Raw genomic sequence first — 20,814 nt, 5'->3', positions numbered from 1 at the left:
TAGGCATTGCTTTTATTATAGATCTAAGATCAGACGCGCTGGGTCTTCAATCAACTCTTTGATGGCTACCAAGAATTGAACCGCATCTTTACCATCGATCAGACGGTGGTCATAAGATAGAGCTAGGTACATCATTGGTAGGATAACCACTTCGCCATTTACCGCCATTGGGCGTTCGTTGATGGCGTGCATGCCTAGGATGGCAGTTTGTGGTGGGTTGATGATTGGCGTAGATAGTAGTGAACCGAACACACCACCGTTAGTGATGGTGAATGTACCACCGGTCATCTCTTCGATTGCCAATTTACCTTCGCGCGCTTTAACCGCATAGTCACGGATGCCGCCTTCGATATCGGCAAGACCCATGCTGTCAGTGTCACGTAGAACAGGCACAACCAGACCACGGTCGCTTGACACCGCCACGCCCACGTCATAGTAGCCGTGATATACGATGTCATCGCCATCGATAGAAGCGTTCACCGCAGGGAAACGCTTCAATGCTTCGGTAGCTGCTTTAACGAACAGCGACATGAAGCCCAATTTTACGCCGTGGCGTTTTTCGAATTGGTCTTTGTATTTGGCACGCAAGTCCATGAGCGGCTTCATGTTCACTTCGTTGAACGTGGTTAGCATTGCGGTTTCTTGAGTAGCAGACAATAGACGCTCAGCGATACGCTTACGTAGACGAGTCATCGGAACGCGAGTCTCAGCACGCTCACCAACAGCAGTCGCGATAACGCTACCAGAAGTGGTTTTTAGCGTTGGGTTGATCATGTCAGACTTAGTCACACGACCGCCACGACCTGAGCCTTGAACATCAGCAGGATTGATGCCAGTTTCTTTGGCAGCTTTACGAACGGCTGGGCTTTGATCTTTAAAATCACCTTCAGCGCCTTTTGGCTGTACTGGTGCAGCAACGCTTGCAGGATCGATGGTGGTGCCTTTGTCAGCTTCTTCTTTTGACAGTTCTTCTGCATTACCTGCTTTAGGTTCAGCAGTTGCACCCGCTTCGAATTTCGCGATAACTTCAGCAGATAGTACGGTGTCATCTACGCCTTTTACAATGCTGGTTACAACGCCATCATCAGGTGCAACAACTTCTAGAACAACTTTATCGGTCTCGATTTCTGCAAGCAGTTGGTCACGTGATACTTGCTCGCCTTCGGCAACGTGCCATTCTACGATGGTGCCGTCTTGTACCGATTCTGGGAATACTGGGGCTTTAATTTCAGCCATGATAAACTCCTACGTTTATGTCAAATTTTAATATAAAAATCATAAATAATGCCAAACCGACCACCTTTGGTCAGTTTGGCTGATGAATTATTGCAATTGTTCTACTGTCACGCCTAGCGCATCAGCGATTAGTGCTTGCTGCTGAGCATTGTGGATCTTCGGAGAGCCGGTCGCAGGTGCTGCCGCTGCAGGACGTGCTGCAGGCGCTGCCAAGTTAGCTGACTGAGTCGCCATGATGCGATACATCTCAGGCAATAGATAGTACCAAGCACCTTGGTTCAATGGCTCTTCTTGCGCCCACACGACATCAGCTAGGTTTGGATACTTCGCGAACTCTGCCAAGATGCGCGCTTCTGGTAGCGGATATAGCTGCTCGATACGTACGATCGCCACGTGATCTAGACCCAGTTTACGGCGCTGACCCAGAAGCTCGTAGTATACCTTGCCACCACATAGCACAAGGCGAGTTACTTTGCTGTTGTCCAATGCGTCGATCTCTGGCAGTACAGTTTCAAACTTACCATTTGCAAGCTCATCAAGCGTCGATGTCGCAAGCGGATGACGAAGCAATGACTTAGGCGACATTACGATCAATGGCTTACGCGCAGGGCGGATAACCTGACGGCGTAGCGCATGGAAGATCTGTGCTGGTGTGGTCGGTGTGATCACTTGCATGTTGTCTTCAGCACACAGCTGTAAATAACGCTCTAGACGTGCTGATGAGTGCTCAGGGCCTTGACCTTCAAAGCCGTGCGGCAATAGCATGGTAAGGCCTGCCAGACGCTGCCACTTGGTCTCACCACTTGCGATGAACTGGTCAATCACAACCTGAGCACCGTTAGCAAAATCGCCAAACTGTGCTTCCCATACGATCAGTGCATTTGGCACTGTGGTCGCATAGCCGTATTCAAAGGCAAGTACCGCCTCTTCTGACAGTAGCGAGTTATAGGTAGCAAAACGTGCTTGACCTTCGCGGATGTGCTGAAGCGGGATATACATGCTACCGTCTTTTTGGTTATACAGTTCAGAATGACGGTGCGAGAATGTACCACGACCCACGTCTTCACCTGTGATACGCACAAGCAGACCTTCATCAACCAGTGATGCATATGCCAATGTCTCAGCAGCGCCCCAGTTCAATGGCTCTTCGCCTGTCTGCATGGCAAGACGTTGTTCTAGAACTTTGGCGACCTGACGCTGTAGTTCAAAGCCTTCTGGCACTTTTGCCATGGCTTGACCATAAGATTTTAGCTTCTCGATGTCAACGCCAGTTTCCCAGTCGTCTTCTAGCTTGTGACCCACATAAGGCGTCCAGTCAACGAATAGGCTGGTATCAGGCTCTGTCGCCAGACCTTGAGCCACATCTTGACCGTTATCAAGTGCCACACGGTAGTTATCTTCGATTTGTGCTGACTCTTCTTTGGTCAGTACATTTTCTTTTGCCAACTGCTCAGCATATCTGGTGCGAGTGGTTGGTAGTTTTTTGATGATTTGATACATCAATGGCTGAGTGGCTGACGGCTCGTCTGATTCGTTATGACCGTTACGGCGGTAGCAGACGATGTCAAGCACGATGTCACGACCGAATTCTTGGCGATAATCTACCAATAGCTGAGAGGCAAATACCACCGCTTCAGGATCGTCACCATTAACATGGATAACAGGTGCGTGAACCATCTTCGCTACGTCAGTACAGTACTCAGTAGAACGCGCGTCTTCTGGGCGTGATGTGGTGAAGCCAACTTGGTTATTAATCACAACGTGCAGCGTGCCGCCTGTCTTGTAGGCACGAGTTTGTGACATTTGGAAAGTTTCTTGGTTAACACCTTGGCCAGCAAACGCAGCATCACCGTGCACCACAATTGGCATCACCGTGCTGTTATCAATGTCATAGCCGTATTCTTCAGAACGACGAGCTTGACGCGCACGCACTGAGCCCAGCATCACTGGAGAGACGATCTCTAGATGCGATGGGTTATACGCCAATGCCAAGTGCAGCTCACCGCCCTTGGTAACGACGTTCGAGCTAAAACCGTTGTGGTATTTTACATCACCAGAACCAACGGTAGGCTGGATCTTGCCGTCAAATTCATCAAACAGTACAGATGGGTTCTTACCCATGATGTTCACAAGTAGGTTCAGACGACCGCGGTGTGCCATGCCGATAACGACTTCTTTGGCGCCATAGCCACCAACACGCTGAATCATCTCGTGCACAGCAGGAATGAAGCTTTCACCACCTTCTAGACCGAAGCGTTTCACGCCGGTATATTTACGCGCAAGGTATTTTTCCAGACCTTCGGCAGCGGTTAGACGGTCAAAGATTTCTAGTTTTTTGTCTTTATCGAAGCGGATATGACCGTGGTTTGATTCGATGTAATTTTCGAACCAACGTTTCTCGGTCGCTGTGAATACATGCATGTATTCATAGCCAATACTGCCACAATACACACGCTCTAGAATCTCAATAATCTCGCGTAGGGTTGCTTCAGATTTACCGATGGCAAGATCGCTGGTTGGGAAAGTCGTGTCAAGATCTGCTTCAGACAGACCATGATAAGCCAAGGTCAAATCTTCAACAGGTGCACGCTGCTGTAGTGCCAATGGGTCAAGCTGAGCTTTGCGATGACCACGACGACGATAAGCAGAGATCAACTGCTGAACTGCCATTTGTTTAGGGTTGCAGTCAGTGCTGCCGCCTTGGGCTTGATCAGGACGGGCGTTTGTTTGGTTGCGGGCAAGTAGCAAATACTGCTCTTTGATCGCGTTGTGCGGGGCATCGCCTGCTTGCTCATAATCGGCAAAGTATTTTTGCCACTCGATGCCCACACTTGCCTTATCCGCCAAATAGCCCTCGTACAACGCCTCGATGTACGCTGCACCATCTGCGGTGAGTTCGGTGCTTTGATAAGCCACCGTATCTTTGCTACTTTTTGTCATAATTTAACACTCTCAGTCAATGGTGTTTTCTTGATTGGTTTTTTAAATCATCACTTAAAAAGCCAATCAAACTGTCCAATTTATAAAAAAATACCATACTGTGCATAGTTTACGCCATTTGACAAAACATAACAAGTTGCAAAGAGTTTTAAAATGTGAATAAGGGAAATTTTTTAGAAAACTTGTCCAAAAACTGCGGTATAGCAAAAAAATTTTGCTAGGTTTAAATACTAATACAAGCGTAATGATAAACTCTAAAAATACCAAAAACATCAAAAATCAGCCCAAGTTACAAGAACCGCCAAAATAACGCAGGTGTTTGCCTGAGTAGTTTTTGGGTATCAACGATGGCAGTAAAAGTGGTATCGGCAAGATTTTTTTGGGTGTTGGTGGTGGGCAAGATAAGTAGCACCTTGCCTCTGGTGTAGTTGTCTGTGGTAAGCCACATCTTTTCAAACTGACGGCGTGTTAGTGTGCGATTGCCCCAGCTACTGTCTGCCAAATAAACATTGTACTCATCAATGGCACGCACCACACTAAAATGGTCACTTCGCTTATGATTGACATAAACAATGGCAGGAATTTTAAGCTTGACAAGTGTGTCATAATCCATCATTACACCACGAGCAGTAAAACCATATTTTTCGCTGACCTTTGCCAAATCCAAAAACGATGACATCACATCATCTAATGCCATATCGTCCAAAATTTGCCGTTCTGTTTTAGGCGTTTGGTAAAAGTAAGTTAAAATGGTAGAAAGCGATGATGCACCGCAAGAATAATCCACATCTTGCTTGGTAACTTTGCTATTTTTAATATCGGTGTAAGTGGTCTTTGTGCTAAGTGTTTTGGGTGTATGCCAATCTGCATAAGCCAAATTTATGCTAAAAGCAACTATAAATAAAAGAGCTTTTTTCATTACGATTACAATCTTAGCCATTAAATTATTATTGGATATTTTGATTGTTGGCTTGGCGGTATTTTTGAGATAAAGGCGGTGGCAACTCCCCAATCTTGGTGGTCAATCCAACCGATACCGTACTACCGCTAGCTCCTGAAATTGGTGTGCGAACATTAGCAGTCAAGTTACTTCTTGCACTTAGTGCATAAGCCAAACCAAGATTTAAAGCGGTTTGTGTTTGGTTGTTTTCTATGTTGCCAAAGTCGTTTTTGTCCGCCCATTTGTGGCGAACACTCACACCGCCTGTCAGCGTAATATCAGGATTAACCGCAAAACCCACCGAGCCATTGAGTGTCGCTGTATCGCCCAAATGAATACGGCCGCCATTTTGTAATTCACGCTTTGTTTGATGTTGGTAAGTACCTGTAAGACTTAGCACAATCGGGTCATTGACAGTATAAACGCTCAAACCCACAAGTGCCGAACCGCCCGATTTATTTTTGAGTCCTTGTGTGTTGTCATAAAGTGATAATTCGCCAAACAACAAGCTATCAGGCAAGGTTTTATGGTTTTTGATGACTTGGTATTGGGTGGCTAGGCTCACATCATTTAGGCTTGTATCGCTTGACTTTGATAAATCCGCACCATTTTGATGACGGTCATCGCGATAGACACCGTTAGTCTTAATACCCATTTCTAGTCTATCACTCACACCATAACGCATTCCAAAAGATGCAATTAGGCTATCGGTATTGGTATTGCTCTCGCCAATATTAGGCAAATAAATGGTTCTTCCACCGCCTAAGTCTACGCTGTTAAAGCCTTGTGCCGCCGCCGATGTTTTTTGTTGATTAAAATAGCTAAGTTCGGTATCCAATTTAAAGCGGTTTTTATCCGCCAAGATATCTTCTACTGTGAGAGGTAGATCGGCGTGGGCGATGAGTGGTAAGGTGGTTAAAGTTAGCAATAAAAGTTTCAATCTCATAATATCATCTCAAACTATCCTAATTGCACTGTTCATCTTTATGGGATAATTCATATCAATATCCTTAATGTTTAATTCTTTTGATTGATAAATTAGTGTCTTTTTACTTTCTTCAAAAAAAGTCAGTTCAAAAGCTCCATAATACCTATGGATATCTTTTAACAAAGACACACTTTCTTGCTTCAATGTATATTCAGAATATGCAGTACCCTTTTTTATTTCTTTTATCGCTTTATGCCAAGTCAAATTAAGCACATCGCCAAAAATGGATTTTAATTCACATTTTAGCAAATCCGTAGCAGCGCAAACAAAAGCATTGTTTTTTTGTCTTTTGCCAAGTAATGACCATTTACAAAAAACGATGTGTCTACAACACAACCATTAAGCGGTTTGATTTTAATAATCATGACTACATTCTAAAATTAATTTAAGCTTAACAAGTCAATCAATAATTTTATAAAAAATATAGCAATATTTTTTAAAATAAGATGACAAACAATTACTTTCGGCTCTGGTTCAAAAAGTATGCTACAAGGAAAACCGTTCGTGGTGAGCCTGTCGAACCATAACGGTTGTCCTACCCTTCGATAGGCTCAGGGTTAACGGAAAACCTAGTTCAGCATACTTTTTAGACCATTACCTTTGAATCAAATTCTAAAAGATTAGCACAATCCATTATTATCATTAAAGACTACTAATCTAACAAGCGGTGTTAAAATAATAGCGATTAACAAAGAATAATTCAGTAAAAAATCTTCAATATAATTTTCCGTCTGAATGGTAAAAAACATAGGGCTTTTAAAATAGCCTTTTATAAAAAAAGAGCTGATTAAAAACACCAACAGTATTGACAATAAAAAACTGGAAGCCAAAACATCATCGCAGGGGCGATAAGAAAATAAAATTAAGACAGCTAAAAAAGCGTGAAATTTGGTTAAGTACTTAACCAAATTTCTAACTTTCTTTAGGATTTTACCTTTCAACAAAGTTACCACCAGCCTTTGCGGTTTCCAACACCATTAATTGTACCTCCAGCAAATGCTACTTTAGATGCGCCATATATGGCTTGAGCACCACGCACAGGCACCAACGCACCTCCAACAACAGACTTGCCCAGACCTGCCACAGTGCACTTTGTATAAGCACAGCCCGATACATAGCTAATACCGCCTATTGCCCCTCCAACCGCATAAGGAATCCAAGCCCCCTCCGTCTCCTGCATCTGACTATCAGTCATGGCAACAGCTTGTAAGTTTTGGGTGTCATCAAAAGCAAAAGATAGGTCGGTTGCTTCATTAAATTGGGTAGATAACTCTACACTTGGTGTGGGGTAAGTAGTCGTCTCTGCAAAAGCAGGGGCGGTGACGATAGTGGCAGTAAGTGCTAGGATTGACAATTTTTTCATAATATTTTACCTTCTTTGAGTTTAGAAAAGACCGTGTGTACAGTTTTCTGATAAAAGTAAACTAATGAATGACACAAATGCTATAATAAATATTAATTTAAAATAGATTAAAAGAGGATTCATAGGACTGTATGACTTTGGTTTCAATAAGCATCACCACATTTTTTTTGTTACTATTCTAAATGTAATCATAAGCACTCCTATAATTAAAATATCAGTATAAAACTTATCAATATTTTTATTATCTGGAATAATCAGTTCTAGGTAATTGGTTTTTGTTATAACAAATGAAACTATTATTACAAAAATTGGATAAATGATATAAAACCAAGGGCTATTATTCATTTAAAACCTCCATATGCTCACAGATCTGCAAACCTGTGAGCATATTCGTCAGCATTATGGGGGCTGATATGCAGCATGCCTTAAAGTTAGTTTATATGCTGATCTACCAGTATTTTCCACCAAATTTGGTTGGGACGTAAGTAGAAGCAAAGCCGGTTCCGAATGTAGTTAGACCTGAGCGAACTCCGTTTACTGGACTTGCAAAACCAAGGGCTCCACCCAGAGCGGCAGCACCAATAAATTTATAGGGATTATCACCACCACCAGCCAAATAACCATAGCCTGCACCATACATGCCAGCCAATCCTCCAATAGCGTTAGGAATCCAAGCCCCCTCCGTCTCCTGCATCTGGCTATCTGTCATAGCAACAGCTTGTAAGTTTTGGGTATCATTAAAAGCAAAAGATAAATCGGCTTCTTGGGTTGGTTGAGTAGATAATTCTACACTCGGTGTGGTATAATGAGAAGTCGTCTCTGCAAAGGCAGGGGCGGTGGCGATAGTGGCAGTAAGTGCTAGGATTGAGAACTTTTTCACATGTTTTCCTTATTAACGTTGTGAAAAAACCATCAGTCTGATACTGATAGCCGATAACCATGCTAAGATGATGATGGTGAGAGATTATCATCTTGGTGTTGGTTATCACTTCTGATACTAACTAATACATTTGTATCTGTCAAGCGTTGGTATTGATTTTTTATATAAAAATTTTTATCAGTCTCATAACAGATCATTAGTCTACTTTATAACTCCCATTACCCCTATCCCACCAAATGAGCTGCGCTTACGTTAAATTTAAACGGTTTTTATCCGCCAATAGATCTTCGACGGTTAGGGGGGATTGGTGTGGGCTGATAAACTTAGTAATGATATACAATAAAGAGTGATTTTACGCATTTTAAATCCCTAAGATATTTGATAAATGGTGTTTAATTTTAGATGTGAATTATTATCTAAAGTTTCCAGTTGGATAAAATCAAATCTGTCAATCTTTGCCAAAGAAAGATTAAACATATCATCTTCATTGTTTTTATTGAGTAGAAGAAATTTTGCAAAAAATAATTTTTTAGATTGTTTGCTGTAATTACCTAAAAGTTCAATTAGTTGGTTATGAATGCAATAAATATCATCATGTATTATCTGACAAAGGTTTTCATCATATCTATAATAACCGTATTTATCAGATTGATGGCTATCTATGCTGTGAAATTTTAAAAATCTTTCTTGGGTAATTTTTTTAATTTCATCATCGGAAATGACTAGGTAGATATGAGACATAGATATGATCCAAAATTAGGTGTTATAACTAATTATGGGGCTGAACTATCCCCATAACTTTTAATTGTCTTAATTATCTTGGTTTGCCGTACCAAATATGAGAGCCATTTCTTGGGTTCGGATGATAATGGGTATATCTTGAACCAGGGCCAGCGTGATATTCTCTGATGGGATTGTTTCCTGCAATTTTTTTAGCAACAGAACGGTTGGGAGCCATAATGTTGATTGCTCCACGTTTAACCATATTTTGGTAGTAGTCTAAAAAGTATGCTGAACTAGGTTTTCCGTTCTCCCTGAGCCTGCCTGCGGGTAGGAAAACCGTTAGGTTTCTCAAGCTCGCCACGAACGGTTTTCTTTGTAGCATACTTTTTGAACCAGAGCCTTATTTTTTATGCATTCTAAATTGGTGATATATAGCATACCCAACGACATTTACAACCAAAATACATAAGATATGCATTTTTAAGCTTAACCCAAGATGTATGGGTATTACCAAAAACATAACTCCTACTAACGACATAACAATTGGCGACAAGAAATTAGACTCTGATTTACTCGATAAATAGTCATTGAGAAATAGTAGACCGCTATAAAAAAATGAAACAACCAACGATACCAACAGATATAAAAACATTGAACACTTCTTTATCTAAAATTAACATTCAACTAACAACCAAAAACCCATACTGAAAAATCCAGTATGAGTTTTAAGACCATTATTTAACATTTAATGTTTTAAATCTGTTGCCTAAAACAACGCCTGCTGTTGGACCGCCCAAGCTGATGGCAGTATTGGTAGCAATTTTAGTTCCTGCACTCATTGCAATTGCTCTTCCTGCTGCACTAACCGGACTAACAAAACCTAATCCTGCCCCAGTTCCAACTGCAGCCACATGATGTCCAAAATTATATTGACCGCTAGCGGCAACACTACCCATATAAGCAAAATGCCCTGTCAAACCACCAAAGCCTGCACCAACAGCATTGGCAACCCAAGCCCCCTCCGTCTCTTGAATTTCTGTAAGTGTCATCTCTTTTGTTTGCAGATTTTCTACATCATCAAACGCAAAAGACAAATCAGCAGTTTGGGTAGATAATTCTACACTCGGTGTGTTATAATAAGCAGTCGTCTCTGCAAATGCAGGTGCGATGGCTACGGTAGCACTTAGTGCTAGGATTGAGAGTTTTTTCATAACATTTTCCTATGTTTTGAGATTGTAAAAAACTATCAGTTCATGCTGATAGCCGATAACCATGCTAAGATGATGATGGTGAGAGATTATCATCTTGGTGTTGGTTATCGGTTTTTTGATATTTTTTTGGTTGCATAACAAAAAACTATATTCATAGCAATCATATAAAAAATGTAGATAATAATATGAGTAAAAGCCAAGTTGTCGCTCGTCATGTTGTTTAACATTTTAGTGATGTTTATACAACACCATGTAAGAATAGTGATTGCTAATGCTAGCAAAATGTTGTCGAGCCAAAAATTTTGCTGTATTTTGGGGATATTTCTTGCCCAACCTAAAAATAACCCAATAGTGGCGATTATGTAAATGGTTAGCATACTGGTATTGGTCGCATAACACATACTGCCGATAGTTGACAGTGTGGTTATTGTATCATTTGGTTTAGCGGATGTTGTGAGTGGTGCCAAGGGTGCTAGCATAACCGTTAACGCCACCCACTACGGCACCGACAGCAACCCCTCTCATGCCGTTGACCATAGCAGTTGCTCCCACAACAGGACTCATTGCACCAGCTCCTGCTCCAGTTGTAATAGCAGCTAAGTGTGCATATTTATTGTGCGTGCCGCTAGCAACAGAGCTTGCCAAGTAGCCATAATGACCGCCTAGTCCCCCCATTATGCTACCAATAGCAAAATTTGCCACCGCCCCCTCCGTCTCCGCCATCTCCTTATCGGTCATGACAATGGCTTGTAGATTTTCCACATCATCAAAAGCAAACGATAGGTCGGTTGCTTGGGTTGGTTGAGTGGATAATTCTACACTTAGTGTGGTTTGATGAAGAGTCACTTCTGCAAAAACAGGGGCGGTGGCGATAGTGGCAGTAAGTGCTAGGATTGACAATTTTTTCACAATATTCTTCCTTAAATTACAAATCCCAACCGTCAGCAAGACTTGGTGTTAAAGTACAGTTGTGCTGTACCTGCATGATATTATGGTAATTTTTTTGCTTTGTCAAACACCTTTTGTGATTTTTACTGGTTAACAATTCATTACTTTTAGTTCTGTATTTATTATTCAGCAACTTTTATCCGCCAAGATATCTTCTACTGTAAGGGGTAGGTCGGCGTGGGCGGTAACAGATAAAAACAATAAAAAGAGTGTTATATGTTTTTTCATATTTATCCATAACTTTTGCGGTGTTGAAAATTCAGTACCAATGCAACATTGTTTAATATTGCATTGGTAATTTGATAATATTAGTTTTTAAAGCATTGCGGTATTTGCATTTACATCATCAAGAATTTTTAATAAAACACAAAACTCTCAATTCAGAGCGGATCTCATGCTAAATCAAACTGAAGTTTTGTAGTTTTCTTACATCATTTGATTTTAATAAATCAATCAAATTTTCAACCAAATCCAATTGATGACTAGCATAATCACTATCTTTTTTTCGAACATCTTCATCACTTACCAAATGAAATAACTGATAGTAGATGTTTGAAAGTTCAGGCGGACAATCTTTCCATATATCTAATAATAGCTGACCTTCAATACAACCATCTAGATAAGCACGCAAACTATTGATTAAATAAGTGTATGGCATTTGCATTACCTAAAAGCGTTTCCAAGGAGCATTCCAAGGTCTGTGTGCATGAATGTCAGGTGCGATATGCATATGTAGCTTTGCTGGAGAAGGATTGTCATGGTGATCCAGTCTAAACACAGGTGTTCTAGTTTTCGGAGTACTGCCATACCTTATCTGAAATATTCTTCCATTGTAGTGTTGTCGAAACCCTTTATCTGGACCGTCCACCCTAATATTTGTAATAAATTTAGGAAATCTAGCCCCCTCCGTCTCCTGCATCTGGCTATCAGTCATAGCAACAGCTTGTAAGTTTTGGGTGTCATCAAAAGCAAAAGATAGGTCGGTTGCTTGGATTGGTTGAGTAGATAATTCTACACTTGGTGTAGTGCTTGGTATAGTTTGATAAACAGTTGTTTCTGCAAATGCAGGGGCGGTGGCGATAGTGGCAGTCAGTGCTAGGATTGAGAGTTTTTTCACAATATTCTTCCTTAAATTACAAGTCTCAACCGTCAGCAAGACTTGGTGTTAAAGTACAGTTGTGCTGACTTGCGTGGTATTGTAGTATTTTTTTGCGTTGTCAAAGGGTTTTTTAAATAAGTATGCATTTTTCATAAACTGTTTAACCTATTATTTTATCCGCCAATAAGTCATCGACCGTTAGGGGTAGGCGTGGGCGAGAAGGGGTAAAGTAAGTACGATAGATACTAGGCATTTAAAGTTCATTTATATTTCCCTTGCAACTCAATACTCATGTCATAAAGATTATTTTGGCAATGTTATGTGCTTGCACAATCCGCAAGGTCTAAATGATTTTTTATGTGAGATAGTATGTAGTGTTATAAAAATAACAAATAAACCCATTTGGTTTGTTATTAGCTTACTAAATTTTAAAACAATCCAATACCAAGTATAAAAGACTGCTGATAAATAAAATACCTAGTGACATTATAATCAATCTTGCACTAAATTCATTTAGCAATCCAAATATAATAATAAAAAAATAATAGGAGGTGCAATAAGAAGGTTTTTTATCATACTCTGCCAAAACATTAAGAAGTTATTAAATAATAAAATTTACCAAAGAAATATCTAAACTACTTTTTTTGCAAAAAATAATAAAGGTAACCGCCAATACCAGCCATAGTGCAGTCTATCACTACCCTGTCAATACCAGCAATTAAAGCATGTTTGTCATATACCAAAAATACGTGATAATAATATAAAAAACCTACCAACATAATAGTAGATATCAATAATAAGAATCGCTTACCACTTGCTAATAAGTTTGGTATCAAGACGATAGAAAAAAACAAAATCAAGGCAACATTCATGATACAACTCCCCTTCAACAGGGTTTAGATTAACCCTGTTGGGGTAATTACCAAAAATAAAGAGGGATTAGATCTTAGAATTTACCAGATATAACGCCCAAGCTCACGCTAGTTGTTCCAAAAATAGCTGTTCCGATTTTTCCACCAACTTGACCAACCCAACCTCCATAAAAGCCAGATGCTGCACCAACTGCGGTAGCTGCGGCAATTTGTTTGGCATTTTTACCGCCAGTTGCTGCCGAAATACCACTAATTGCCCCGCCTATAACAGCGCCCAAGGACCTGCCACCCCCTCCGTCTCTGCCATCTCCTTATCTGTCATGGCAACAGTTTGTAAGTTTTCTACATCATCAAAAGCGAAAGACAAATCAGTGGTTTGGGTAGATAATTCTACACTCGGTGTGTTATAATTAACACCAGTCTCTGCAAATGCAGGGGCGATGGCTACGGTAGCACTGAGTGCTAGGATTGAAAACTTTTTCATATGTTTTCCTTATTAACGTTGTGAAAAACCATCAGTCTGATACTGATAGCCGATAACCACACCGAGATGATGATGGTGAGAGATTATCATCTTGGTGTTGGTTATCACTTCTGATACTAACTAATACATTTGTACCTGTCAAGCGTTGGTATTGATTTTTTTATATAAAAAATTTTTATCAGTCTCATAACAGATCATTAGTCTACTTTATAACTCCCATTACCCTTATTCCACCAAATGAGCTGCGCTTACGTTGAGTTTAAACAGTTTTTATCCGCCAACAGATCATCAACGGTTAGGGGAGATCGGCGTGGGCGAGGAGGAGTAATAAGATTAGGGTTGAAAATGGTAAATTTTTAAAATTCATAATTATCCTTAAAATTACACCAAATATTAAAAAAAATTATTTTATCCGCTTAAAATAATTGATAATAAGATTCATGACAAAAGATATTGACAAAAAATACACCACAAGAAATAATAAGTGTTTTAATGCCAAACCATCAGGCAAGTTTTCTATAAATTTCTTATAGGGAAAGTAGCTACCAGTCACAAAAAAATAATGAAATTAAATTGAATGTTTTATATATATAATTTTTATTAACCACTCTTGTCAAAAATTTAAGCCAACCAATAATCATTCCAATAGTAAATCCAATATAAGCAAGAAACACATCAAACATAAAACTCATATCCTTTAAAATCAATGGCAAGGTAATTTATCATACATTTGATACACCTTGCCACCATATAAAATTAAAGCAATATGTTTTACTTACGCCCTGCGTAACCTATCGCACCAGAACCAACAGTAGCAACAGCCACACCTCTCATACCATTGATTAAATGAGTTGCTTTTGACACGGGATTTAATAAACCAGAAGCTGCACCAACCCCGACGGCAGTTGCATGAGCTTTCCAATTATAACTGTCGTTAGCGATAGCACCAGACATGTAGCTAAAATGACCACCAACAGCTCCAATGCCTGCACCAATAGCAAAATTCGCCCAAGCCCCCTCCGTCTCTACCATCTCCTTATCTGTCATGGCAACAGCTTGTAAGTTTTCTACATCATCAAAAGCGAAAGACAAATCCGCTTGTGAAGTGGTGGCTGATGTATCCATAACATCAAGTGAAACGGTAGATTGTGTAACGCTTGGTGTGGCATAAGAGTTTACTTCTGCAAGAGCAGGAGTAATGGCAATGGTTGCAGTCAGGCAAGGATTGAGAATTTTTTCATAAGATTTCCCTTAACATAAAAATACAAGTCTTATCCATCAGCAAGACTTGATAGAGTACGATTGTGCTAACTTGCGTGGTATCATAGTATGTTTTTTTGATTTATCAAGGTTTTTTGGACAAATGCGCATTTTACACCTCTTGCCATCAATAACTCTATCAGCAACAAAAACCCCACCAAATGGCAGGGCTTTTGGGCAAATGATAATCAGCCCGCCACATCAAGCAGCATGTTACGGATGTGTCCGATTGCCTTAGTTGGGTTTAGACCCTTAGGACATACAGACACACAGTTCATGATGCCACGGCAACGGAACAGGCTAAATGGGTCATCCAGACGTGCCAAACGAGCTTGGGTGTCGCTGTCACGGCTGTCAATGATGAAACGATAGCCATTCAGTAGTGCCGATGGACCTAGGAACTTATCAGGATTCCACCAGAATGATGGGCATGAGGTTGAGCAGCATGCACATAGAATACATTCATATAGACCGTTTAGTTTCTCACGATCTTCTGGTGATTGTAAACGCTCTTTTGGTGGTGCAGGTTGATCGTTGATCAAGAACGGATGAACTTTTTCATACTGAGCGTAGAATTGGTTCATGTCTACCACCAAATCTTTAATCACTGGTAGCCCAGGTAGTGGACGTACGACGATTTTATTTGGTAGGGTGTTCATGTTGATCAGACATGCAAGACCGTTCTTACCGTTGATGTTCATACCATCAGAACCACAGATACCCTCACGGCAGCTGCGACGGAAAGTTATGGTCTCGTCGATTTTTTTAAGACGTAGCAGAACATCAAGAAGCATACGATCAGAATCTAGAAGTTCGATTTCGTAAGTCTGCATGTATGGGGCGTTGTCTTTGTCTGGGTCGTAGCGATAAATCTCTACAATGCGCTTGCCTCGACTCATTGTCTTTCTCCGCAATTGGCTTGGGCGTCTGGCGGTTTGGCTTTGCCCAAGCGTTTTGTTAATTATTAAAAATTAGAACGTACGAACGCGTGGCTCACAGTAATCCACAGTTAGTGGCTTCTTGCGAACTGGCTTATAAATCACACGGTTACCTTCAGAGTACCAAAGCGTGTGCTTCATCCATTCGTGGTCATTACGTCCTAGCGGTGCATAGTCGTCATCAGCAGGACGCTCATAATCTAGTACGCTGTGCGCACCACGGCACTCGTGACGTAGCGCAGCTGATAGCATGGTCGCCTTAGCAACTTCATACAAGTTCGCCACTTCTAGCGCTTCGATACGTGCGGTGTTGAAGACAGCTGATTTGTCTTTTAGGTGGATTTGCTCAACTTTTGGTGCCAGAGCTAGAATTCTCTCTACGCCTTCGTCCATCAACGCTTGGGTACGGAATACACCTGCGTGTGATTGCATGATAGAACGGATCTCATCAGCAACTTCTTGGGCATTGTAGCCTTCGGTTGAGTTTTGTAGCTTATCAAGACGACCTTGAGTGTAGTCAAGTACGCGTGGGTCTAGTGGCTTGTAACCGCGGTCAGACTTCGCGAATTCATCAAGGATGTGCTGACCTGCTGCGCGGCCAAATACCACCAAGTCAAGTAGTGAGTTCGTACCTAGACGGTTCGCACCGTGTACAGACACACACGCACACTCACCGATCGCATACAGACCTTTGATCACGCGACCTTCAGTGTATAGGCCTTGTTCATCAACGTTACCATCTAGAACAGGTACAATTACTTGTCCGTGGATGTTGGTTGGGATACCGCCCATCATGTAGTGAATGGTAGGTACAACAGGAACAGGCTCTTTGGTGATGTCAACGTTCGCAAAGTTATGACTGATCTCAAATACAGAAGGCAGACGCTTCATGATCTCGGCGTGACCTAAGTGGGTCATGTCCATCACAATGTAGTCGCCATTCGGACCACAGCCGCGACCTTCTTTGATCTCTTGGTCCATAGAACGTGATACGAAGTCACGCGGCGCAAGGTCTTTTAGAGTTGGAGCATAACGCTCCATGAACGCTTCGCCGTGCTTATTACGAAGGATTGCACCTTCACCACGACAGCCTTCAGTCAATAGTACGCCAGCGCCTGCCACACCTGTTGGGTGGAATTGCCAGAATTCCATGTCTTGTAGCGGGATACCTGCACGCACAACCATGCCCAGACCATCACCTGTGTTAATGTAAGCGTTGGTAGAAGCGCGGAAGATACGACCTGCACCACCTGTCGCTAGTACGGTAGTTTGAGCTTGGAATACAGAGATGTTGCCTGTTTCTTGATCTAGCGCAACCACACCGTTGATGTTACCGTCAGCATCTTTGATCAGGTCAAGAGCGATCCACTCAACGAAGAATTGAGTGCCTTTCTCAAGGTTTTTTTGGTATAGCGTGTGTAGCAGCGCGTGACCTGTACGGTCAGCTGCAGCACAGGCACGTGGAACAGCTTTTTCGCCGTAGTTAGCACTGTGACCACCGAATGGGCGCTGATAGATCGTACCGTCTGCATTACGGTCGAATGGCATACCCATGTGCTCTAGCTCATACACAACCTTTGGTGCCTCGCGGCACATATATTCGATTGCGTCTTGGTCACCCAACCAGTCAGAACCTTTTACGGTGTCATAGAAGTGGAAGTGCCAGTTGTCATTACTCATGTTACCCAAAGACGCACCAATACCGCCTTGAGCAGCAACAGTGTGCGAACGAGTTGGGAAAACTTTGGTCAGTACCGCCACCTTCATGCCGCCTTCTACAAGCTGCAAAGATGCACGCATACCAGAACCACCACCACCAACGATGACAGCGTCAAAGTTTAGCGTGGGGATGTTATTGATTGTATTATCTTGTGCTGATGCCATGTTAAATCCTAGAATTTTATGAATTTGTCAAACGTTGATGAATGGTAAATTACCAAAAAATCATCACACCCCAGAACAGATACACCAAAACAGCGATGATAACCACCGCTTGCAGTACGATGCGCAGACCTGATGATTTAACATAGTCGGTAAATACTGTCCACATACCAACCCACGCATGAAACACCAATGACAAAATCGCCACAAGGCTAAACAGCTTCATTGGCAGGCTCATCATAAAACCATGCCACGCGTTGTAATCTACTTGATTGAACAAGAAAAATCCGATCAAAACAACAGCATAAACTGCCAAAACTACTGCGCTGATACGCTGCAAAATCCAATCGCGCGAACCTGAACCGGTAAGACCTGTTGCGCTTTTAACACCTGAATTATTTCTAGCCATTAGAACATCACCCATACAAACGAAGCCACAATCAAGATCGCCGCAATCACAAAGCTAATAACAGCAGCAGTCTTACCAGACTTAAATTCTTCATTCATGCCAAGGTCAGCAAACAAGTGCTTGATACCCATCACGAAGTGGTACGCTGTCGCCGCCACAAAAATCCAAGCCACGAAACGAAGCAATACATTGTCAAACACAGAAGCAAAGCCTTCAGGTGATGACAGTGACGTCTGCAGAATGCACAACATCACAGGAACAAGTAAAAATAGCACAATGCCAGAAACACGGTGCAAAATAGAAGCCATGGCAATTGGCGACTTTGAGTTCACCGCAATCACTTGGCTTAGAGGTAAGTTAATCGGTCGGTTGCTTTTCACAGCGGGCATCCTTATCTAATTTACGCCGAAAAGGGCAAGGAGAGCTGGCTGAAGGGTATGTCAGTTGCCCTGGCGCACATTTACTTTGGGTTATTAAATCCCTAAAAAGTTCGATTTACAATTAAACTTTTTAATGATTGTATTTAATAAGGCAAAACAAATCTGCGTTTTGAGAGTTTTTGACACTCTAACACAGCGAACACCATCAAAAAATAAACTTTTATAGATGAGTTTCTTTAATTTGGGCAAATAAGAACAGCCAATATCGCCCAAAGCCTTGCAGTGCAAGTGATTATCATTTATAAAAGCGGTTTGGTAAATATCGGAATTATAAAACGCTTAGGAGAATTTTACAAATAAATTTCCCCATTTTATGTAAAAATAGGGGCAATTTTTTGTAACCAATAAAAAATAATCGCAATATCATGGTAAAACATGCACAAAGCTCAACCTAAACAAAATTATGGTTATAATTATGGTTATAAAAGCAACAAACTTATATTTATACAAATCCTTAACTTATCAAAGTACACATTTATATTGTTACAAATAATGTCATCAGCCCAAAATAGCTTGTCAAGTTCGTGAATTATCCCTACAATCATAGTTGCGTTTTAATGCACAACTGTTTTCGCTGACGGCTTAATCTTATTTATCAAATCACGCTAAAATGATTTTTTGATAAATATTTCTTAATTTAGGCTTGTAAGTTGGTGAAAGTTTTTGTATTATCATCAAACCCAAATCGTGTGCGCTGTTTAAGTTTGTGCACCTTTATAAAGCGAAACAAGGATGCCGCGTCCATGCTTAAAGGCTTAGCATAGATGCGATGACACTCGTCTGATATTCTGTATTTGTAGGACCGGTCAGTCTGTGAGGGAAAATAGTCAATCACCCACGGTATGAATACAGTTCAAGGACGCAACCAACCCAAAGGAGATCTATTATGTCAAATGTAAAACTCGTCGTTGACGGCACAGAATACGAAATGCCAGTGCTAGAAAGCACGCTTGGTCGCCCAGTTTTGGACGTGAGCGCCGTGGCTAAAGCAGGGTTTTGGACTTATGATCCAGGCTTCATGGCAACTGCACCTGTTGAATCAGCACTAACTTATATCGACGGTGACAAAGGCGAGCTACTACATCGTGGTTATGCCATCGATGATTTGGCAGACAACGCTGACTACCTAGAAGTCTGCTACGCGCTACTATACGGCGACCTACCGACCACTGAACAAAAAGAAAAATTCTACGCGCGCATCAATGACCACATGGCGGTACACGATCAACTGCGTAAGTTCTTCGAAGGCTTCCGTCGTGACGCTCACCCAATGGCAATCATGATCGGTGTGGTTGGTGCGCTATCTGCATTCTATCACAACCACCTAGACATCTCTGATGCAGCACACCGTGATGACACTGCGGTAGACTTGATCGCTAAAGTTCCAACTTTAGCAGCGATGAGCTACAAATACTCAATCGGCGAACCGTTCCTGTATCCACGTAAAGACTTCAGCTATGCTGAAAACTTCCTATACATGATGTTCGCAACCCCAGGCGATGTAGATTACAAGCCAAATCCTGTGCTTGTTAAAGCAATGGACAAAATCTTCACCCTACACGCCGACCACGAACAAAACGCATCAACTTCTACCGTGCGTCTTGCTGGTTCTACCGGTGCTAACCCATATGCGTGTATCGCATCAGGTATCGCTGCTCTATGGGGACCATCACACGGCGGTGCGAACGAAGCAGTTCTTACCATGCTAGATGAAATCGGCTCAATCGAAAACGTTGCGCCATTCATGGAAAAAGTTAAGACTAAAGAAGCTAAGCTAATGGGCTTCGGTCACCGTGTCTATAAGAACTTTGACCCACGTGCCAAAGTGATGAAAGAAACTTGTGACGAGGTATTGGGCGCACTAGGCGTGAACGATCCTAAGCTACAACTGGCGATGGAACTAGAGAAAATCGCTTTGTCTGATCAATACTTCATCGATCGTAAGCTATATCCAAACGTAGACTTCTACTCTGGCATCATCCTAAAAGCCATCGGTATCCCAACGTCTATGTTCACAGTAATCTTCGCACTAGCGCGTACTGCTGGCTGGATTGCACACTGGACTGAAATGCACTCAGAAGCATTCAAAATTGGTCGTCCTCGTCAGCGTTACATTGGTGAGAAGCATCGTGAATTCGTTAAGATCGAAGATCGTAAATAATCTTCCATCTACTAAAAATCCTCCGAAATTCGGGGGGATTT

22 protein-coding genes are annotated in these 20,814 nt (G+C 41.7%); 1 reads left to right on the top strand and 21 read right to left on the bottom strand.

The annotated features are described in order from the left end of the window. Positions 1-15 precede the first annotated feature (15 nt). From odhB to sdhC, 21 genes are all read right to left on the bottom strand, one after another. Complete coding sequence (gene odhB / locus DYD54_RS00385) at positions 16-1,236, bottom strand: 2-oxoglutarate dehydrogenase complex dihydrolipoyllysine-residue succinyltransferase (RefSeq protein ID WP_063513298.1); 1,221 nt, start codon at positions 1,234-1,236, stop codon at positions 16-18. A gap of 87 nt (positions 1,237-1,323) precedes the next feature. Next, positions 1,324-4,176, bottom strand: a complete 2,853-nt coding sequence (locus DYD54_RS00380) for a 2-oxoglutarate dehydrogenase E1 component (protein ID WP_063513297.1) — start codon at positions 4,174-4,176, stop codon at positions 1,324-1,326. A gap of 289 nt (positions 4,177-4,465) precedes the next feature. Beyond that, the gene (locus DYD54_RS00375; RefSeq protein WP_167541377.1) at positions 4,466-5,053 is read right to left on the bottom strand and encodes a C39 family peptidase; all 588 of its coding nucleotides are present in this window, start codon (positions 5,051-5,053) and stop codon (positions 4,466-4,468) included. A 70-nt stretch (positions 5,054-5,123) separates the two neighbouring features. After that, positions 5,124-6,062, bottom strand: coding sequence for a transporter (locus DYD54_RS00370; protein WP_063513295.1), 939 nt, complete (start codon positions 6,060-6,062; stop codon positions 5,124-5,126). A 9-nt stretch (positions 6,063-6,071) separates the two neighbouring features. Further along, the gene (locus DYD54_RS00365; RefSeq protein ID WP_146740141.1) at positions 6,072-6,308 is read right to left on the bottom strand and encodes a hypothetical protein; all 237 of its coding nucleotides are present in this window, start codon (positions 6,306-6,308) and stop codon (positions 6,072-6,074) included. Between the two features lie 742 nt (positions 6,309-7,050). Further along, complete coding sequence (locus tag DYD54_RS00355) at positions 7,051-7,467, bottom strand: hypothetical protein (protein WP_063513294.1); 417 nt, start codon at positions 7,465-7,467, stop codon at positions 7,051-7,053. A gap of 153 nt (positions 7,468-7,620) precedes the next feature. After that, positions 7,621-7,812 carry a hypothetical protein gene (locus tag DYD54_RS00350; RefSeq protein WP_063513293.1) on the bottom strand — a complete coding sequence of 64 codons (192 nt, stop codon included), beginning with the start codon at positions 7,810-7,812 and terminating at the stop codon, positions 7,621-7,623. Between the two features lie 103 nt (positions 7,813-7,915). Further along, positions 7,916-8,347: a hypothetical protein gene (locus tag DYD54_RS00345; protein WP_063513292.1), complete on the bottom strand. Its 432-nt coding sequence runs from the start codon at positions 8,345-8,347 to the stop codon at positions 7,916-7,918. Positions 8,348-8,716: 369 nt separating this feature from the next. Beyond that, on the bottom strand, positions 8,717-9,088 hold the full coding sequence (locus DYD54_RS00340) for a hypothetical protein (RefSeq protein WP_063513291.1): 372 nt from the start codon (positions 9,086-9,088) through the stop codon (positions 8,717-8,719). 716 nt (positions 9,089-9,804) lie between these two features. Then, positions 9,805-10,281 carry a hypothetical protein gene (locus tag DYD54_RS00335; protein WP_063513290.1) on the bottom strand — a complete coding sequence of 159 codons (477 nt, stop codon included), beginning with the start codon at positions 10,279-10,281 and terminating at the stop codon, positions 9,805-9,807. A gap of 441 nt (positions 10,282-10,722) precedes the next feature. Continuing rightward, the gene (locus tag DYD54_RS00325) at positions 10,723-11,190 is read right to left on the bottom strand and encodes a hypothetical protein (RefSeq protein WP_063513288.1); all 468 of its coding nucleotides are present in this window, start codon (positions 11,188-11,190) and stop codon (positions 10,723-10,725) included. Between the two features lie 436 nt (positions 11,191-11,626). Beyond that, a complete protein-coding gene (locus DYD54_RS00320) occupies positions 11,627-11,887 on the bottom strand; it encodes a hypothetical protein (RefSeq protein WP_063513287.1) in 261 nt (86 codons plus the stop codon). Positions 11,888-11,896: 9 nt separating this feature from the next. After that, positions 11,897-12,346: a hypothetical protein gene (locus DYD54_RS00315; RefSeq protein WP_063513286.1), complete on the bottom strand. Its 450-nt coding sequence runs from the start codon at positions 12,344-12,346 to the stop codon at positions 11,897-11,899. A 617-nt stretch (positions 12,347-12,963) separates the two neighbouring features. Beyond that, positions 12,964-13,200, bottom strand: coding sequence for a hypothetical protein (locus DYD54_RS00310; RefSeq protein WP_063513285.1), 237 nt, complete (start codon positions 13,198-13,200; stop codon positions 12,964-12,966). A gap of 74 nt (positions 13,201-13,274) precedes the next feature. Continuing rightward, positions 13,275-13,478: a hypothetical protein gene (locus DYD54_RS00305; RefSeq protein ID WP_063513284.1), complete on the bottom strand. Its 204-nt coding sequence runs from the start codon at positions 13,476-13,478 to the stop codon at positions 13,275-13,277. Continuing rightward, positions 13,463-13,684 carry a hypothetical protein gene (locus tag DYD54_RS00300; protein WP_063513283.1) on the bottom strand — a complete coding sequence of 74 codons (222 nt, stop codon included), beginning with the start codon at positions 13,682-13,684 and terminating at the stop codon, positions 13,463-13,465. Before DYD54_RS00300 ends, DYD54_RS00305 begins: the two co-directional genes overlap by 16 nt. A gap of 771 nt (positions 13,685-14,455) precedes the next feature. Next, positions 14,456-14,809, bottom strand: a complete 354-nt coding sequence (locus tag DYD54_RS00295; protein WP_063513282.1) for a hypothetical protein — start codon at positions 14,807-14,809, stop codon at positions 14,456-14,458. Between the two features lie 323 nt (positions 14,810-15,132). After that, positions 15,133-15,843 carry a succinate dehydrogenase iron-sulfur subunit gene (locus DYD54_RS00290; protein ID WP_063513281.1) on the bottom strand — a complete coding sequence of 237 codons (711 nt, stop codon included), beginning with the start codon at positions 15,841-15,843 and terminating at the stop codon, positions 15,133-15,135. 72 nt (positions 15,844-15,915) lie between these two features. Further along, entirely contained in the window at positions 15,916-17,766 is a 1,851-nt protein-coding gene (sdhA, locus tag DYD54_RS00285) for a succinate dehydrogenase flavoprotein subunit (RefSeq protein ID WP_063513280.1), read from the bottom strand. A gap of 49 nt (positions 17,767-17,815) precedes the next feature. After that, positions 17,816-18,187 (bottom strand): succinate dehydrogenase, hydrophobic membrane anchor protein, encoded by a 372-nt coding sequence (sdhD, locus tag DYD54_RS00280; protein ID WP_256594017.1) that lies wholly within the window; start codon positions 18,185-18,187, stop codon positions 17,816-17,818. Next, on the bottom strand, positions 18,172-18,561 hold the full coding sequence (gene sdhC / locus DYD54_RS00275) for a succinate dehydrogenase, cytochrome b556 subunit (protein WP_084260541.1): 390 nt from the start codon (positions 18,559-18,561) through the stop codon (positions 18,172-18,174). Before sdhC ends, sdhD begins: the two co-directional genes overlap by 16 nt. A 937-nt stretch (positions 18,562-19,498) precedes the next feature. Between sdhC and gltA the strand changes: the two genes are divergently transcribed. Next, positions 19,499-20,773 carry a citrate synthase gene (gltA, locus tag DYD54_RS00270; RefSeq protein WP_063513277.1) on the top strand — a complete coding sequence of 425 codons (1,275 nt, stop codon included), beginning with the start codon at positions 19,499-19,501 and terminating at the stop codon, positions 20,771-20,773. Positions 20,774-20,814: the final 41 nt, after the last annotated feature.

Origin of the sequence: Moraxella ovis (assembly GCF_900453105.1) — a bacterium.
Lineage (GTDB): Bacteria > Pseudomonadota > Gammaproteobacteria > Pseudomonadales > Moraxellaceae > Moraxella > Moraxella ovis.
The sequence above is the reverse complement of the archived record's forward strand: the minus strand, read 5'-3'. Positions and strand labels throughout refer to the sequence as shown.

Excerpts from the sequence above, each read along its gene's own strand:
- DYD54_RS00355 (WP_063513294.1), bottom strand. The coding sequence starts at position 7,467 with ATGAAAAAATTGTCAATCCTAGCACTTACTGCCACTATCGTCACCGCC.
- DYD54_RS00350 (WP_063513293.1), bottom strand. The coding sequence starts at position 7,812 with ATGAATAATAGCCCTTGGTTTTATATCATTTATCCAATTTTTGTAATA.
- DYD54_RS00310 (WP_063513285.1), bottom strand. The coding sequence starts at position 13,200 with ATGAATGTTGCCTTGATTTTGTTTTTTTCTATCGTCTTGATACCAAAC.
- DYD54_RS00380 (WP_063513297.1), bottom strand. The coding sequence starts at position 4,176 with ATGACAAAAAGTAGCAAAGATACGGTGGCTTATCAAAGCACCGAACTC.
- DYD54_RS00295 (WP_063513282.1), bottom strand. The coding sequence starts at position 14,809 with ATGGATACATCAGCCACCACTTCACAAGCGGATTTGTCTTTCGCTTTT.
- DYD54_RS00290 (WP_063513281.1), bottom strand. The coding sequence starts at position 15,843 with ATGAGTCGAGGCAAGCGCATTGTAGAGATTTATCGCTACGACCCAGAC.
- odhB (WP_063513298.1), bottom strand. The coding sequence starts at position 1,236 with ATGGCTGAAATTAAAGCCCCAGTATTCCCAGAATCGGTACAAGACGGC.
- DYD54_RS00370 (WP_063513295.1), bottom strand. The coding sequence starts at position 6,062 with ATGAGATTGAAACTTTTATTGCTAACTTTAACCACCTTACCACTCATC.
- DYD54_RS00335 (WP_063513290.1), bottom strand. The coding sequence starts at position 10,281 with ATGAAAAAACTCTCAATCCTAGCACTAAGTGCTACCGTAGCCATCGCA.
- sdhA (WP_063513280.1), bottom strand. The coding sequence starts at position 17,766 with ATGGCATCAGCACAAGATAATACAATCAATAACATCCCCACGCTAAAC.
- sdhC (WP_084260541.1), bottom strand. The coding sequence starts at position 18,561 with ATGCCCGCTGTGAAAAGCAACCGACCGATTAACTTACCTCTAAGCCAA.
- sdhD (WP_256594017.1), bottom strand. The coding sequence starts at position 18,187 with ATGGGTGATGTTCTAATGGCTAGAAATAATTCAGGTGTTAAAAGCGCA.
- DYD54_RS00320 (WP_063513287.1), bottom strand. The coding sequence starts at position 11,887 with ATGCCATACACTTATTTAATCAATAGTTTGCGTGCTTATCTAGATGGT.
- DYD54_RS00300 (WP_063513283.1), bottom strand. The coding sequence starts at position 13,684 with ATGAAAAAGTTTTCAATCCTAGCACTCAGTGCTACCGTAGCCATCGCC.
- DYD54_RS00340 (WP_063513291.1), bottom strand. The coding sequence starts at position 9,088 with ATGTCTCATATCTACCTAGTCATTTCCGATGATGAAATTAAAAAAATT.
- gltA (WP_063513277.1), top strand. The coding sequence starts at position 19,499 with ATGTCAAATGTAAAACTCGTCGTTGACGGCACAGAATACGAAATGCCA.